The sequence below is a fragment of the Corynebacterium pilosum DSM 20521 = CIP 103422 genome, from assembly GCF_000373805.1.
In the GTDB taxonomy this organism is placed as follows: Bacteria; Actinomycetota; Actinomycetes; order Mycobacteriales; family Mycobacteriaceae; genus Corynebacterium; species Corynebacterium pilosum.
The window spans coordinates 1-14,206 of sequence record NZ_KB892459.1; the positions used below are offsets into that span (position 1 = coordinate 1).

Annotated in this window: 14 protein-coding genes; 6 read left to right on the plus strand and 8 right to left on the minus strand. The window is 59.4% G+C overall.

The window, feature by feature from the left end; genetic code table 11:
• Positions 1-949: 949 nt before the first annotated feature.
• Positions 950-1,324 carry a GntR family transcriptional regulator gene (locus B097_RS0107325; protein WP_018581884.1) on the minus strand — a complete coding sequence of 125 codons (375 nt, stop codon included), beginning with the start codon at positions 1,322-1,324 and terminating at the stop codon, positions 950-952.
• Between the two features lie 202 nt (positions 1,325-1,526).
• Between B097_RS0107325 and B097_RS0107330 the strand changes: the two genes are divergently transcribed.
• Entirely contained in the window at positions 1,527-2,783 is a 1,257-nt protein-coding gene (locus B097_RS0107330) for an NYN domain-containing protein (protein ID WP_018581885.1), read from the plus strand.
• A 56-nt stretch (positions 2,784-2,839) separates the two neighbouring features.
• Here B097_RS0107330 and B097_RS0107335 read toward each other — a convergent pair whose 3' ends face one another.
• The 3 genes from B097_RS0107335 to trxA form a co-directional block, all read right to left on the minus strand.
• Complete coding sequence (locus B097_RS0107335) at positions 2,840-3,688, minus strand: PspA/IM30 family protein (RefSeq protein WP_018581886.1); 849 nt, start codon at positions 3,686-3,688, stop codon at positions 2,840-2,842.
• A gap of 869 nt (positions 3,689-4,557) precedes the next feature.
• Complete coding sequence (locus B097_RS0107345) at positions 4,558-4,803, minus strand: ribbon-helix-helix domain-containing protein (protein ID WP_018581888.1); 246 nt, start codon at positions 4,801-4,803, stop codon at positions 4,558-4,560.
• Positions 4,804-5,181: 378 nt separating this feature from the next.
• Positions 5,182-5,553 (minus strand): thioredoxin, encoded by a 372-nt coding sequence (trxA, locus tag B097_RS0107350; protein ID WP_018581889.1) that lies wholly within the window; start codon positions 5,551-5,553, stop codon positions 5,182-5,184.
• A gap of 96 nt (positions 5,554-5,649) precedes the next feature.
• Between trxA and B097_RS0107355 the strand changes: the two genes are divergently transcribed.
• The 4 genes from B097_RS0107355 (at position 5,650) to B097_RS0107370 (ending at position 9,457) form a co-directional block, all read left to right on the plus strand.
• Positions 5,650-5,853 (plus strand): heavy-metal-associated domain-containing protein, encoded by a 204-nt coding sequence (locus tag B097_RS0107355; RefSeq protein ID WP_018581890.1) that lies wholly within the window; start codon positions 5,650-5,652, stop codon positions 5,851-5,853.
• Between the two features lie 46 nt (positions 5,854-5,899).
• The gene (locus B097_RS12700; RefSeq protein ID WP_018581891.1) at positions 5,900-6,892 is read left to right on the plus strand and encodes a pirin family protein; all 993 of its coding nucleotides are present in this window, start codon (positions 5,900-5,902) and stop codon (positions 6,890-6,892) included.
• Between the two features lie 68 nt (positions 6,893-6,960).
• Entirely contained in the window at positions 6,961-7,161 is a 201-nt protein-coding gene (locus tag B097_RS0107365) for a heavy-metal-associated domain-containing protein (RefSeq protein WP_018581892.1), read from the plus strand.
• A gap of 13 nt (positions 7,162-7,174) precedes the next feature.
• Complete coding sequence (locus B097_RS0107370; protein ID WP_026254374.1) at positions 7,175-9,457, plus strand: heavy metal translocating P-type ATPase; 2,283 nt, start codon at positions 7,175-7,177, stop codon at positions 9,455-9,457.
• Between the two features lie 26 nt (positions 9,458-9,483).
• Here B097_RS0107370 and B097_RS0107375 read toward each other — a convergent pair whose 3' ends face one another.
• Positions 9,484-9,861: a GntR family transcriptional regulator gene (locus tag B097_RS0107375; RefSeq protein ID WP_018581894.1), complete on the minus strand. Its 378-nt coding sequence runs from the start codon at positions 9,859-9,861 to the stop codon at positions 9,484-9,486.
• A 107-nt stretch (positions 9,862-9,968) separates the two neighbouring features.
• On the opposite strand from B097_RS0107375, the gene B097_RS0107380 reads away from it, so the two are divergent.
• Positions 9,969-11,291: an MFS transporter gene (locus B097_RS0107380; protein ID WP_018581895.1), complete on the plus strand. Its 1,323-nt coding sequence runs from the start codon at positions 9,969-9,971 to the stop codon at positions 11,289-11,291.
• 75 nt (positions 11,292-11,366) lie between these two features.
• On the opposite strand, the gene B097_RS0107385 is transcribed toward B097_RS0107380, so the two are convergent.
• The 3 genes from B097_RS0107385 to B097_RS12705 all read right to left on the minus strand — a co-directional run.
• Positions 11,367-11,558, minus strand: a complete 192-nt coding sequence (locus B097_RS0107385; RefSeq protein ID WP_018581896.1) for a hypothetical protein — start codon at positions 11,556-11,558, stop codon at positions 11,367-11,369.
• 207 nt (positions 11,559-11,765) lie between these two features.
• Positions 11,766-13,223, minus strand: coding sequence for a replicative DNA helicase (dnaB, locus tag B097_RS0107390; RefSeq protein ID WP_018581897.1), 1,458 nt, complete (start codon positions 13,221-13,223; stop codon positions 11,766-11,768).
• A 708-nt stretch (positions 13,224-13,931) separates the two neighbouring features.
• Positions 13,932-14,206: integrase core domain-containing protein (locus tag B097_RS12705; RefSeq protein ID WP_018581899.1), on the minus strand; the 275-nt coding region annotated here is incomplete at its 5' end.

Below are 14,206 nucleotides of genomic sequence, written 5' to 3' on the forward strand. Positions count from 1 at the left end.
AGGCCGGCTACCCGTCGACGCCTTGGTAGGCCATTACCCCACCAACAAGCTGATAGGCCGCAAGCTCATCCCATACCGCCCAAAGGCTTTCCAACACAAAGTTGAATATCCGGTATTAGACCCAGTTTCCCAAGCTTATCCCGAAGTACAGGGCAGATAACCCACGTGTTACTCACCCGTTCGCCACTCGAGTACCCTGCAAGCAGGGCCTTTCCGTTCGACTTGCATGTGTTAAGCACGCCGCCAGCGTTCATCCTGAGCCAGGATCAAACTCTCCACAAAAAAAGTTTTTAAGAAAAAACCTCAGGCCGTGAAAAGCCCAAAACCCAACCAAAACAAACAACCAGCACAAACAACACCACAGTGCTGTCTAAATACTTGTTGTCCAAAAAAGAATTACAACAACCAACCCCCACCCGACAGGGAAAAATAAGGGGCCGGTAAAAAGTAAACAACCATAAAAAATTATGATTCATCTACAAATCTGAATGCACATTGAAGTAATGCACACCCATGCTGCACCGAAAAAACAAAACACACCACAACCACGGAAGCCATGGCATGACCGGCACACACCAACAACAACCACTCAAGGCCACTGCAAGTACACAGGCACACACACCAACACACAAACAAAAAAGTACATTGGCACACTATCGAGTTCTCACACAACATTCGCACACCCACACAAGACTGTTAACCTACCGTTAACACTGTGCTAGGCAGCCTGTCCAACCTTAAACATCAACCTGACTGAAGTCAAATCAACATGTTTGAAGAGTTGAAACGAAGAAAATATTTTGTCTGCGGTAGTTTTCCTAACCGCCATCTCACTCACACTCGAGCGGGGCGTTGTCGGTCTCGCTGACCTGATTAAACTTACACACACCCCCAACAAAACACAAAACCCCAGGCCAACAACACAAAATTGCGGCCATAAGGTGTTTAACTAGCGGTACATCCCGCGGCTTTCCGCAACCCCCTCAAGCAGGTCGCGCAAAGTGTCCCGCGTGTAGCCAAGGCGCACGGCCTCGTCGACAAGCGGCGCCACGTAACTTGCCGCGAAAGTCACTTGCCGTTTCTCGACGATGATCTCCCGCGCATTCTCTGTCACGAACATTCCAATGCCGCGCCTCTTCTCCAGGACACCTTCGTCGTGGAGCAAACTCAAACCTTTGCGCGCGGTGGCGGGATTGATGCCATGGAATTCAGCTAGCACATTGGAAGATGCCGCTTGCTGGCCTGGGCGGAGGTTACCGTCAACAATCGAATCTTCGATCAGGGTGGCGATCTGGCGGAACAGAGGCTCTGTGGCGTTGTCCACGGCTCACTCCCCACTGTCAGTTGGTTAGTTAGTTCTGTAACTAACCTTAGAAGCTTGGGGAACTATTGTCCAAGGTAATCCGTTTACTACAGTGAATATCCTTCCCCGATGCCTGGCATCTCTCGACGTAAAGGGCCTTTATCAGGCAGACTGGAAGGCGTAAACATTTATTTAGAAACAATAGATACGGAATTTAGGAGCCATGCTTGAACGCACACTTGTGTTTGTGGACACGTCTTACCTGCTCGCGAGCTTTTATAACTCATGGGAGACAGGAGCCCGTTCACAGCTAGAAATTGACTTGCCAGAGGTGGTTAACAATCTGGACCAGATGATCAGCCACCAACTACATCAACCAGTACACCGCCAATATTGGTACGACGGTATTCCTGAATCAGGTCCGCATCGCTACCAGCGAGCACTGCGGACTTGCGATGGTGTCCAGTTACGCACTGGGCAGCTTATTGAATGGGGCGAGCGCCGCACTCAAAAAGGCGTGGATACCCGGTTGGTCACCGACATCGTCGTGAATGCCCTACGCGGACAATTTACGGACTTCGTCCTGGTATCCGGCGACGCAGACATGATCCCGGGTGTAGAAGAGGCCACTAATAACGGGGTGCGCATGCACCTCTACGGTTTCGGCTGGGACTCCATGTCTTCTGCATTGCGCCACGCCTGCGATTCGGTCACGATTCTGGATCCGCGTGAGGATTTTGCTGATGCCATGCAGCTCCAGGTACTGGAGGGACCGCTGCCGCCGACGATCCGCGAACGCCCAATCGATGACGCTGAGCCGATCGGCCAGATCCAGGGTATGACCGAGATCCCGACTCCAGTGGACAACTCGGTGCCACCTGCTAAGCCCGAGGCGAAGAAACCCCCCGCTGCAGAGCAGGCAGAACAGAAGGACGCCCCTACCGACGAGTGCAAGCAGAAGGCCGCAGAGAAATCGGCGGAAAGCACCACGGAGAAGGCGCCCGCACCGCAGGCCCCCGAAACCGAGCCTCCTGTGACCACCAAGGAAGAGGAACCTTCCGAGGTGGAGGCCGAACTGGCGAAGCAGCCCAAGCCGGGACCATCGCCTGCGGACAAGTCTGCGGGAAACAAGCCGACGCCGAAGCCGTCCATGATGGCTCCGCGTCGCAAGCTGCGCTCGCGCTACGTCCCTCTCCCGGAAGAGGTGTGGACGTCCGCGGGTTTCCAAACCCCGTTTGACGTCGGCCAACAGTACGCCACGTGGTGGTATGAGAACGCTGCATCCGGCGAACAGCGCGATAAGGCACACACCCTGTCGGGCGGCGGCCTGCCCCCAGAGGTCGACCGGCCGCTGCTGCAGTTCGCCTGCGAAACGCTGCACGAATACACGCTTAGCGAATCTCAACGCGTCAATCTGCGCGATGGGTTCCACTCGGGTATCCGTGGGGTGCTGATTAACATCCGCCGCAACGAAGACTAACTACAAAACCGAAAACGGCCTCCCCTTCACACAAGGGAGGGCCGTTTTTCTTTGCTTTAAGCGCGCGGAGTATCGCCAGTGCTCCCGCCATCGGCATCGTCAGCATGCTCGGCCAGATACGCCTCAGCCTCAGCCATCTCGTCTTCATGGCTGCGCCCGGTCCCCGCCGTGAGCTCTCCGGCGCCCTGCATGGAGGCGCGGATCTCATCGAGCTTTGCCGAAGCCTTCATGTCGGTGCCTGTCGACGAGATCTCAGCCATCCGGTCGTGGACGGAGTTGCCCATCAGCTCCTGCTGGCCCAGCGCATCGGCATAGCGGCGTTCAATCTTGTCGCGCACGCCGTCCAAAGTGGGCACGGAATCATCCGTCTTAAACTGGCCAATCGTGTCCATCGCCTCAGCCGTCTTCTCCTGCATGGCAGCCTGATCGGCCTGCGCCATCAGCCTGTCGACCTCAGCCAGCTGCTCCTTCAAGCGAGCCTCAGACTCCTTCTGCTGGCGTTCAGCCTGGGAGGCAGCCTGGTCGGCGGCCGCGTAGAGCTGCTTCGTGTTTTCCAGCTCCTGCTCCACGCTGACCAGCTGGGAGGCGAAGACCTCAGCGGTGCTGTTGAACTGTGCTGCCTTCTCGGCATCGCCCTCAGCAGCGGCCTTGTCCGCAGCCTGCAGCGCGGTGCGCGCCTTCTGCTGGTGATCTGCCTGGGACTTTTGCAGGCGGTTGAGCTGCATCTCAAGCTGCTTCTTGTTACCGATCACGCTCGCGGCCTGCTGGGTAATCTCCTGGTGCTGCTTCTTCGCGGCAGCGACGGCCTGCTGGATCTGTACCTTCGGATCAGCATGCTCGTCGATCTTCTGGTCGAAGGATGCCATCAGGTACTTCCAGCCCTTGCTGAACGGGTTCTTTGCCATCGTCGCTAAACACTCCTAATTAATTTGACGGTATATACCGCCGAGTTTACGTTTTTGTCGCAGGTTTCGCCGTCTCGCATGGCTAGGCAGATGTTTCCACGACCACTAGAAATCAGTTTCTAAATTCGTAAATAGGAAAGCCCAGGTAATGATGGGCTTTCCGGGGCCGGGGGAATGGACTACGTCCGATCCCTCAATTTTCTTGACAGGCGCAGATACATCAGGGTGATCGTCAGAGAGTAGATCATCACAAAGAGCGCGATGATCATTAGTCAGGATTCTTGTGTCATGGTTTCCTACTTTTAAATGGCGTTAGTCACTCCGGTGCCGCGCAATATAGCGATCAGTCTGCAGCAGAATCAACGCAGCGCGGGTTAGCCCTTCGCGCTCGTGTAGTCCTCTGTGCCTTGCTCGGCCGCCCTCCAGCTGTCGAGGCGGTCTCGCCAGTGCAGCTTAAATTTGTCGAGGTTGTGCCGTAGTTCAGAGCGGTCGAGACTCTGAGGAACAGATGTAGTCACCGTCTCACCATATCCAGTGACGTCATGACTATGTTCCGGAAAGCTGTTTGCTTTCCGGACAGCGATTGCCCACTACAGGTGCTCTGCAAGTAACCAACAGCGCACCAAGCAATTACTTAAGGAGATCAACGTACTTCGGTCGCGCCTTCTTTACGTGAATCAGCTATTCGTCCCCATCCGAAGCGACAACCACGACGGTTTCTAAAAGACGCGCATGAGTGTCGAACCCTAGGCGCAATTCACGCCATTGCAGAGAATCATCATCGAGGGGCTCCACCCAAATTGGGAATGAAGCGGCATGGACACCATCTTCCTCACTGATTCCGTGCTTAGTGGCGGATGACGCCACCCTCATGCCGCAGTAAGGGCATTGATCGCCTGACGCATCAGCTCCGAGCGCGATAGACGCTTTTCTGCTGCAATCTGATCGAGCGACTCCAACTCCTCCGGCGTGAGACGAACAGTAACCACCTGAGAAGCTTCAGAGCCACGACCCGGCCGTCCACGCCCACGCTTTTTCAACGCGTCGACATCATAACCTTCCTCCGCCTCTGCAACCCAGGCGTTCAACTGCTTCTCAGTAATATTAACAGGCATAAAATTATCGTATTACATAATTAGGGACGTATCGAGCACCTCATCCAATCACGTAAAAGAAATTCCCCCAGCACGCCTGCTCTGGCGCTTTGCCCTGTCCTCGACCTCGTTTATATGCCGACTGAAGCTTTTTAGTTTGCTCTGGGCGGGGTCCCCTCCGGGGTCTATTTTCCACCGTTTGACGGTTTTGACACCCCTGCTGCCCATGGTGGCCTAAGCCTGCTCGCGCCATGCCTTGACTGCCTCTATGAGTTCGCGCCCACTGCAGAAATCCCGGCGGGGGATTCGTGTCGGGCTTCGTCGTCAAGCGAATGTGTCCCCTGACGTGCGAAAACCCACCCCCAGTTCAGGGGTGGGTTGTGCCGGAACCTGCAGACTTTACTGCTGTTGCTGGTTCTGCTCTTCGACCTGGCGGCGGACGTCATCCATGTCCAAAGCCTTGACCTGGCCGATGAGGTCCTCGAACGCCTTCGGAGGCAGGGCGCCGGCCTCGCGGTAGACGAGGATGCCGTCGCGGAACGCCATCAGGGTCGGGATCGCCTGGACCTGGAGAGCCGCCGCGAGCTGCTGGTTTGCCTCAGTGTCGACCTTCGCGAAGGTCGCGTCGGTGTGAGTTTCGGAAGCCTTCTCATAGGTCGGCGCGAACTGCTTGCACGGTCCGCACCAGTCGGCCCACAGGTCGACGAACACAATGCCGTCCTTGGTCACGGTCTGCTCAAAGTTTTCTTCGTTCAAATCGATCGTTGCCATTTTATCTCCCTAATTTTGTAGTCTTTCCTTATTGGCCCCAACGATATACGGGTGCCATGTATTCCCGCATCGTCGATCTTGCAAGGAGTTATCGCAATGACCAAAAATTACCAGGTAAAAGGTATCGAAACGCGGGAGGATGCGGAGCGAGTCGAAAGTGAGCTTGCACAAATTCCCGGCTTTCAGGGCGCGGAAGTAAGCGTTGAGTCCGGCCACCTCACCGTCGACGGGCACGCAATTTCCGACGAGCACGTCCGGGACGCCGTGGAGACCGCGGGCTTTTCGCTTCTCGACGAATAACCCTGTTCAACTGCCCTGCTCTTGACGCTTCGCATACTATGGTGACATGTCCACAAACAATGTCAGCAACGGCAATAACGTCAAGGTAGAAATCATCACCGCACGCGAGGTCCCCCTCGGAGGGCCTCGCGCCATGACCGTGCACCGCACCCTGCCACAGCGCCAGCGCAGCCTCATCGGTGCCTTTTGTTTCGTCGACCACTACGGCCCCGACGATGTCTCCACGACCGGCGGCATGGATGTCGCCCCACACCCGCATACGGGGTTACAAACCGTGTCCTGGCTCTTCGAGGGCGAAATCACGCACCACGATTCGGGCAATAATCACGCCGTCGTCGTACCCGGCGAGATGAACCTGATGACTGCCGGCGCCGGAATCTGCCATTCCGAGGTATCAACGCAGTCCACCACCACGCTGCACGGCGTTCAGCTCTGGACCGTCCTGCCGGACTCTGCCCGCCATGGCGAACGACGCTTCGACCACTACGCTCCCGAGACCGTCGAGCTAGACGGCGGCAACGCGCGCGTGTTCATGGGCACCCTGTTCGGCTCCACCTCCCCGATCCCCACCTACACCCCGCTCGTTGGCGCCGAGATTCTCCTCGACCCCGGCGCGACGCTACCGATCAGCGTCGATTCGACCTTCGAGCACGGGGTGCTTGTCGACGAAGGCCCCGTGGAACTTGCCGGCACCCTTGTGCAACGCCACGAACTCGCCTACACCGGGGTCGGGGAAACGCAGCTCACACTCCACAACCCGGGTGAGACCGCTGCTCGCGTGCTCCTGATCGGCGGTGAGCCCTTTACTGAGGACGTGGTCATGTGGTGGAACTTCATCGGGCGCACCCATGAGGAAGTGGCCCAGTATCGCCAGGAGTGGGAGGACCACGGCGAGCGCTTCGGCGAGACCCGCGGCTACATTTCCCACGATGCCGACGGTTTATCACGCCTTCCTGCGCCGACCTTCCCGCACTCGCGGTTGAAGCCGCGCAAGAATCCCGCGCCGGTGGCCCGCCCGGAGGTGCGGATTGAGTCCTAGCTACCGTTGACAGGTACCCCCTAGGGGTATAAGGTCAGGGTCAGTAACCCCAAAGAAAGGACATCATCATGGCAACCAAGAACTACACCGTCGACGGAATGACATGCGGCCACTGCGAGGCCAGCGTGAAGGAAGAGGTCGGCGAGATCGCCGGCGTCACCGATGTCACCGTTGACCACACCACCGGTGCCGTGAGCGTCACCGGCGACAACTTCACCGACGAGCAGGTTGCCGCCGCCGTGGAGGAGGCCGGATACGTTGTCAAATAGCCCCTCCCCTGACATTACCGACGCCCCAGTTGATCTTCCGACCAACCTGACCCAGATTGATCTGGGCGTGACGGGCATGACCTGCACGTCCTGTTCGAACCGCGTGCAGCGGAAGCTGAACAAGGTCGATGGCGTGGACGCGTCCGTGAACTATTCCACGGAGACCGCCTCCATCAAATATGACCCTGAGAAGGTCGACCAGTCTCGGTTGATCGACGTGGTCAGGGGCGCCGGCTACGACGCTTTTACACTTTCCGACGGCACCCAGGATTCTGCTGAGGATTCTGCGTCCGCGGGTGGTAGCGCACAGGAGCGTATCGACGATGCGCGTAACGACGAGGCCGACCGCCTCAAGTCGAAGCTGATCTTCTCGGCGATCCTCACCGTTCCGGTGATGTTGATCTCCATGATCCCGGCGCTGCAGTTCACCTACTGGCAGTGGGCCGTCCTAGTGATGACCACCCTCGTGTACGTGATTGGCGGCGAGCCATTCCACCGCGCCACCTGGACCAACCTGAAGCATGGCGCAACCACCATGGATACTCTGATCACTTTGGGTACCTCGGCGGCGTACTGGTGGAGTATCTACGCTCTCTTCTTCGGCAACGCCGGCGAGACCGGCATGACCATGGAGATGAACTTGCTGCCTTCGGATACCAGCATGGATGAAATCTATCTGGAGACCACGGCAGTGGTGATCACCTTCCTGCTGCTCGGCCGCTGGTTTGAGACCAAGGCGAAGGGACAATCGTCGGAAGCCCTGCGCAACCTGCTCAACATGGGTGCCAAGGACGCCGCGGTGATTCGCGACGGCGCGGAAGTACGCATCCCGATTTCCCAGCTCCAGGTGGGCGATAAGTTCATCGTTCGCCCTGGTGAGAAGGTGGCCACGGACGGTCGCGTCGTCGATGGCAACTCTGCGGTCGATGAGTCGATGCTGACTGGCGAATCCGTCCCAGTCGAAGTCACTGCGGGCGACAACGTTACCGGCGCCACGCTGAATACTTCGGGCCGCCTGATCGTGGAGGCCACGCGCGTCGGTTCGGAGACCACGCTGAGCCAGATGGCCAAGCTGGTGTCGGACGCGCAGGCCGGCAAGGCCCCTGTGGAGCGTCTGGTTGACCGGATCTCGGCGATCTTCGTGCCCACGGTCATTGTGATTTCCATCGTGACCCTGATCGGCCACCTGCTTGTCGGCCACGGAACTGCCCACGCGTTTACCGCGGCGGTCGCCGTGCTGATTATTGCCTGCCCTTGTGCTTTGGGCCTGGCGACGCCGACGGCGATCTTGGTCGGCACCGGCCGCGGCGCACAGCTCGGCCTGCTGATCAAGGGCCCGGAGATCCTGGAATCCACCCGCGAGGCCAACACGATCGTGATGGATAAGACCGGCACCGTCACCTCTGGTGAGATGAACGTTGCCCACGTCTCCCCCGCCGCAGGATTCGAGGCCGATGAGGTCCTCGCCCTTGCTGCGGCAGTGGAGTCCGGCTCTGAGCACCCGATCGCCCAGGCCATTGTTCGCGCCGCGTCGGCAGGTGCATCAGCTGCACTACCAGAGGCAACCAACTTCCAGAACGAAGCTGGCGTGGGTGTCTCCGCCACCATCGGCGAGGACCGCGTGGTCGTCGGCCGCCCCGCAGGATCACTTGCTGGCCTGCAGCAGGCCTTCGATGAAGCACAGCAGGCAGGCGGCACGCCGGTCGTCGTCACGCGTAACGACGACACCCTGGGCATCATCACCGTGCGCGACACGGTCAAGCCGACCTCGGCTGCGGCCGTTGCGCACTTCAAGGAACTGGGACTCACCCCCTACCTGCTCACCGGCGACAACCAGGGCGCGGCAGAGGCCGTGGCCCGCGAGGTGGGCGTGGCAGAGGAGAACGTGATCTCCGAGGTCATGCCTGAAGACAAGGTCACCGTGGTCCAGCGCCTCCAGGACGAGGGCAAGCACGTGGCGATGGTCGGCGACGGCGTCAATGACGCTGCTGCCCTGGCCACCGCTGAGCTCGGCCTGGCGATGGGTGCCGGCACCGATGTCGCCATCGAAGCTTCGGACATCACCTTGATGAATAACGATCTGCGCAGCGCCGGCGACGCGATCCGACTGTCCCGCAAGACGCTGAGCACGATCAAGGGCAACCTGTTCTGGGCCTTTGCCTACAACGTGATTCTCATCCCGGTCGCGGCACTCGGCTGGCTCAATCCGATGCTCGCGGGCATCGCAATGGCTTTTAGTTCCGTGTTCGTGGTGAGCAACTCGCTGCGCCTACGCGGCTTCAAGTCCTCCTACTAGAACCGACAACGCTTTCCAGCCCCGTCCTACACAGGCGGGGCTTTCAGCTCTGTCAGGATGCCGTCGACAAGCGAACGCACACGCCCCGCGCTCACCCCGCGCGTTACGGCCAACGTCAGCACCTCCGCGAGCTGGTTGCGCGTATCGACGATCGACTGCCGCGTTGCCTGCTGTGGCAGGTGAATGGTGCTGCCGCGGCGGCCATCTGTGTGCAGTACACCGTCGGCGCGCAGGAGATCATAGGCTTTCTGCACCGTGGCTGGGTTGAGGCCGTGTGTTTCCGCGAGCTGTCGCACAGAATCCAGACGATCGCCGTGGCGGAGGCGGCCTTGGGCGATCGCCAACAAAATCTGATCATGCACCTGTTGGTAGAGCGGCGTGGCCGAGTGCTCGTCGATAAGCATGCCCGCTCCCTTCTGTATTAGCCATAACGATACAGCGAGCTCGGAGGATCGGCCTAGTTTTCGTTTTGGCGGGTCTTTTTCGCCTGGTCGGTCCTATAGTGTGAGGCGTGAACACCACGAATACACCGGGCCTGACCCGGACAGAGCGCCTCGACCGCCTTCCCGTCACCGGCAAACACAAGAAACTGCTAGTAGGTTCCGGCATCGGATGGGCGCTCGATGCGATGGACGTGGGGCTGGTCTCTTTCGTCATCGCGGCGCTCGCGGTGCACTGGGACCTGGACAAGACGACGACCAGTTGGATTGCCTCGGTCGGCTTCATTGGGATGGCCATCGGGGCGAGTCTGGGCGGGCTCCTTGCCGACAAGATTGGTCGCCGCCAAGTCTTCGCCCTCACCCTCTTGGTCTATGGCCTGGCCACTGGAGCCTCCGCGCTGGCCGGGTCCGTGGCCGTGCTGCTTATCTTCCGCTTCTTCACCGGACTGGGGCTGGGCGCGGAACTTCCGGTTGCCTCCACGCTGGTCAGCGAGTTCGCTCCACGCAAGGTACGTGGCCGCATGGTGGTGTGGCTCGAAGCCTTCTGGGCGGTCGGCTGGATCCTAGCCGCGGTGATCGGCACCTTCGTCGTCGCCGAAGGTGAAAACGGGTGGCGCTGGGGCTTGGCGCTGGGTGCGGTGCCCGCCGTCTACGCGCTGTTCGTGCGCATGAGAATGCCGGAGTCCGTCCGCTTCCTCGAGGAGAAGGGGCGTTACGACGAGGCCGAAGCGGTTGTGCGCTCCTTCGAAGAGGGTGTGGACCCTGCGGACTATGATCCGCTCGACGCTGCGCCCGCCGAGGAGCACCTCCGTGGTGGCATCTGGGGTGCTGACATGTGGAAGCGCACTGCTGCTTTCTGGATCGTGTGGTTCGGGGTGTCCCTGTCCTATTACGGCGCGTTCACGTGGATCCCATCGCTGCTTGTGGACCAGGGGTTCACCTTGGTGCGGTCCTTCGCCTTCACGCTGATTATTACGCTGGCGCAGCTGCCCGGCTATGCGTTGGCCGGTTGGCTCATCGAGGTGTGGGGCCGGCGCGTGACCTTGTCTGTGTTTCTGGTCGGTTCCGCGGTGAGCGCCGGCCTCTACGGGCTGGCGAGTTCTGAGTGGCAGATCATTGCGGCCGGCTGCCTGCTGTCATTTTTCAACCTGGGAGCCTGGGGTGCGCTCTATGCGATTGGCCCAGAGCTCTACCCCACGGCGATCCGCGCCACCGGCACAGGCGCCGCCGCAGCGTTCGGGCGTATCGGTTCGATTCTTGCGCCCCTGATCGTGCCGCCCCTGCTGGACTTCGGCGGCCAGTCGGCCGTGTTCGCTGTGTTCGCTTCGGCTTTCGCGATCGCTGCGGTGGCGGCGTTTACTCTGCCTGAACAGCGGGGAAAGATTTTGGACTAGCACCAGGGCATCAACCAAAACGAGCACCCGGCCACTGTGAGAGTGGCTGGGTGCTCGTCGTTAAGCGCGAAAATGTTATGCGAAGATGTTCTTGAGTTTTGCGAAGAATCCCTGGTCCTGCGTTGCCTCGTTCAACTCGTCGATCGAGCGTGGCATGTTGAGCAACATGGTGGATGCGTCAGTGCGAGCAACCGTAATGGAGTCATCAAGACGTGCCATGGTGGTCGCGCAGGCCGGGGATGCATTATCTACAGTTCTGATGGTCACGACTAGCTCCTTTCGTTATGCCCTCACTTTAGGGTGATTTTTACCCCCTGTCACCGTTGGTAAGGCAAACCTAACTCAATGGTGAGACATATAGGTAGCTCTGACCTGGGCTTTTTAGGGCATACATACGTGCCTCCGCCACACAAGGGGGGATGAATGTGACTTGCGACACTACCCCCGTCGGCGCTGCGGCGTCGTCGTGCGCTACTACCCGTGCGCCATATTGACGAAACGAGAGTAGTGCAGCTGGTGCGCCACCGGAATCGTATCGATCGGGCCGCCGCGGTGCTTCGCGACGATGATGTCTGCCTCACCGGCGCGCTCATCGTCACGATCCTGCGAGTCCGGGCGGTAGAGCAGGAAGACCATATCGGCGTCCTGCTCCAGGGAGCCGGACTCACGCAGGTCGGCCAGCTGGGGCTTCTTATCAGTGCGGGCTTCTGGTCCACGGTTGAGCTGCGAAATGGCGATCACGGGGACCTCGAGCTCCTTGGCCAACAGCTTCATCTGGCGCGAGAACTCCGACACCTCTTGCTGGCGGGACTCCACCTTCTTGCCGGAGCTCATCAGCTGCAGGTAGTCCAAGACGACAAGGTCTAGTCCGTGCTGCTGCTTCAGGCGGCGCGCCTTGGAGCGGATCTCCATCATGGTGAGGTTCGGGGAGTCGTCGATAAAGATCGGCGCCTCCTGGATCTCTTCAAGGCGGTTGGTCAGCGTGACCCAGTCTTTTTCCTCCATGGTGCCGGCGCGCATGCTGGACAGCTTGATCTCCGTCTCTGCGCTGAGCAGGCGCATCACGATCTCCGTGGCAGACATTTCCAACGAAAAGATCGCCGAGGTCTTGCCATTATGAATCGAGCACGAGCGCATGAAGTCCAGCGCCAGAGTGGACTTACCCACACCCGGACGCGCCGCAATAATGATCATCTGGCCCGCGTGCAGGCCGTTGGTCAGGCGGTCCAGATCCAGAAAACCGGTAGGCACGCCCTGCTCGAGGCCGCCGCCGCGCTCAATCTTGGCCAGCTCGTCGACGGTGGGCTTCAGCAGTTCGGACAGGGCCTGGTAATCCTCTGTAGTCTGCCGCTGCGCCACCGCGAAGACTTCCTGCTGGGCGCGGTCGACGACGGCCTCAACTTCCATGCCCTCGGTGCCGTCGTAGCCCATCTGCACCACACGCGTGCCGGCATTCACCAGCTGGCGCAGCACGGACTTCTCCGCAACAATCTCCGCATAGTAGCGCGCGTTCGCGGCCGTCGGTACCTCCGAAATCAGGGTGTGCAGATACGGGGCGCCGCCGACCCGCTCCAGCTCATTCAGCCGATCCAAGCGACCAGCCACAATCACCGGGTCGATCTCACTGCCAAGCGAGTACAGATCCATAATCGCCCGGTAAATCAGCTGATGCGCGGGAAAGTAGAAGTCCTCCGCCGTCAGCTCCTCGATCACATCGAGCACGGTATTGGGACTGAGCAGCATCGAGCCCAGCACGCCCATCTCCGCCTGCCGGTCGTGCGGCGGCTGACGGTATTCGTGCATCCCGTCATCTTGGCGATTGAAGTTTGCTTTACGACGATAGCTGCGGCTACTTCCCCGATCTTCCTGCGGATCTGGTGGCGGCACAAAACCGTCGTCGTCGAAGCTTGTTGCGCCTTCCCCTGAAGCCATCTCGTCCCCTTCAATCCTGGCCGTTGTACTGAATACGCATCTTACCGACGAGCCGCTTAGCTAGGGAGCCTGCCCCCGTTTCATCCACATCCCCGGCGGCGCCCATTTATCTACTTCTCCACAGGCTCCTGTGGATAACTCCCATCGATAGCGGTCAGCACGCCTCCCCATTTCCACCCGGCCTGTGGATAACTTGTGGATAACTTCCCTACTGGCCCGCGCCAATTAGGCATTTCTGCAGGTCGCGACGCGTTCACCCCCTGTGGAAGATTCCCACAAATCGGTGGATAACTTCCCTACCAGCCGGTTTGACAACCGCTGTTTTTGGGTAGTCATGCGCCTATTTTCGGCGATTTAGCGTGAAAACACAGCTAAGATAGTACAAATATCTCTTAAGTTGTCCACAGGTCCAAACTGGCCGCCGCGCCACACTGAAACACATGTTCATCACGCGCAAGCGCTCTGTTCTCTCGATGAGCTCCCTGAGCGTGTTCGGGCGCCAACCCCGAAGGCGGCTCCCGCCATGCACGTTTCAACGTGGCTCCCGAGAACCACAGCCTGGGACGGGCAGGTCATCATGGCGACCCAATCACCGCGACAAACTAACCCTTCCCCCGCCCCCGCAAACTGTTGGACCTGAACTGTTGGAACTGGGGCGTTTCGAGGCCGAAGCGAGCAAAATGAACCGTCACGGTTTTGTTGCCACCGTTAGATTGGCTGAGCCACCCTCTCAGGTGACTCGGTGATTGTAGCGTGCCCGGCCCAGTAGGTCTCCTCGTGCTCCGCGGGTGGGACCATCCCGAGGGTGGAGTGCAGTCGACGGGTGTTGTACCACTGCACCCACGACATGGTCGCCAGCTCCACGTCCACGATCGACTCCAAGCGCTCCGGGGTGAAGATCCGGGAGCCGATGCACTCGGTCTTGTACAGCCCGTTGATCGATTCCATCAGGGCATTGTCGTAAGCGTCGCCGACGCTGCCGA

Coding starts and splice junctions, on each gene's coding strand:
- B097_RS0107365 (WP_018581892.1), top strand. CDS start 6,961: ATGGCAACCAAGAACTACACCGTCGACGGAATGACATGCGGCCACTGC.
- B097_RS0107335 (WP_018581886.1), bottom strand. CDS start 3,688: ATGGCAAAGAACCCGTTCAGCAAGGGCTGGAAGTACCTGATGGCATCC.
- B097_RS12700 (WP_018581891.1), top strand. CDS start 5,900: ATGTCCACAAACAATGTCAGCAACGGCAATAACGTCAAGGTAGAAATC.
- dnaB (WP_018581897.1), bottom strand. CDS start 13,223: ATGGCTTCAGGGGAAGGCGCAACAAGCTTCGACGACGACGGTTTTGTG.
- B097_RS0107355 (WP_018581890.1), top strand. CDS start 5,650: ATGACCAAAAATTACCAGGTAAAAGGTATCGAAACGCGGGAGGATGCG.
- trxA (WP_018581889.1), bottom strand. CDS start 5,553: ATGGCAACGATCGATTTGAACGAAGAAAACTTTGAGCAGACCGTGACC.
- B097_RS0107375 (WP_018581894.1), bottom strand. CDS start 9,861: ATGCTTATCGACGAGCACTCGGCCACGCCGCTCTACCAACAGGTGCAT.
- B097_RS0107345 (WP_018581888.1), bottom strand. CDS start 4,803: ATGCCTGTTAATATTACTGAGAAGCAGTTGAACGCCTGGGTTGCAGAG.
- B097_RS0107330 (WP_018581885.1), top strand. CDS start 1,527: ATGCTTGAACGCACACTTGTGTTTGTGGACACGTCTTACCTGCTCGCG.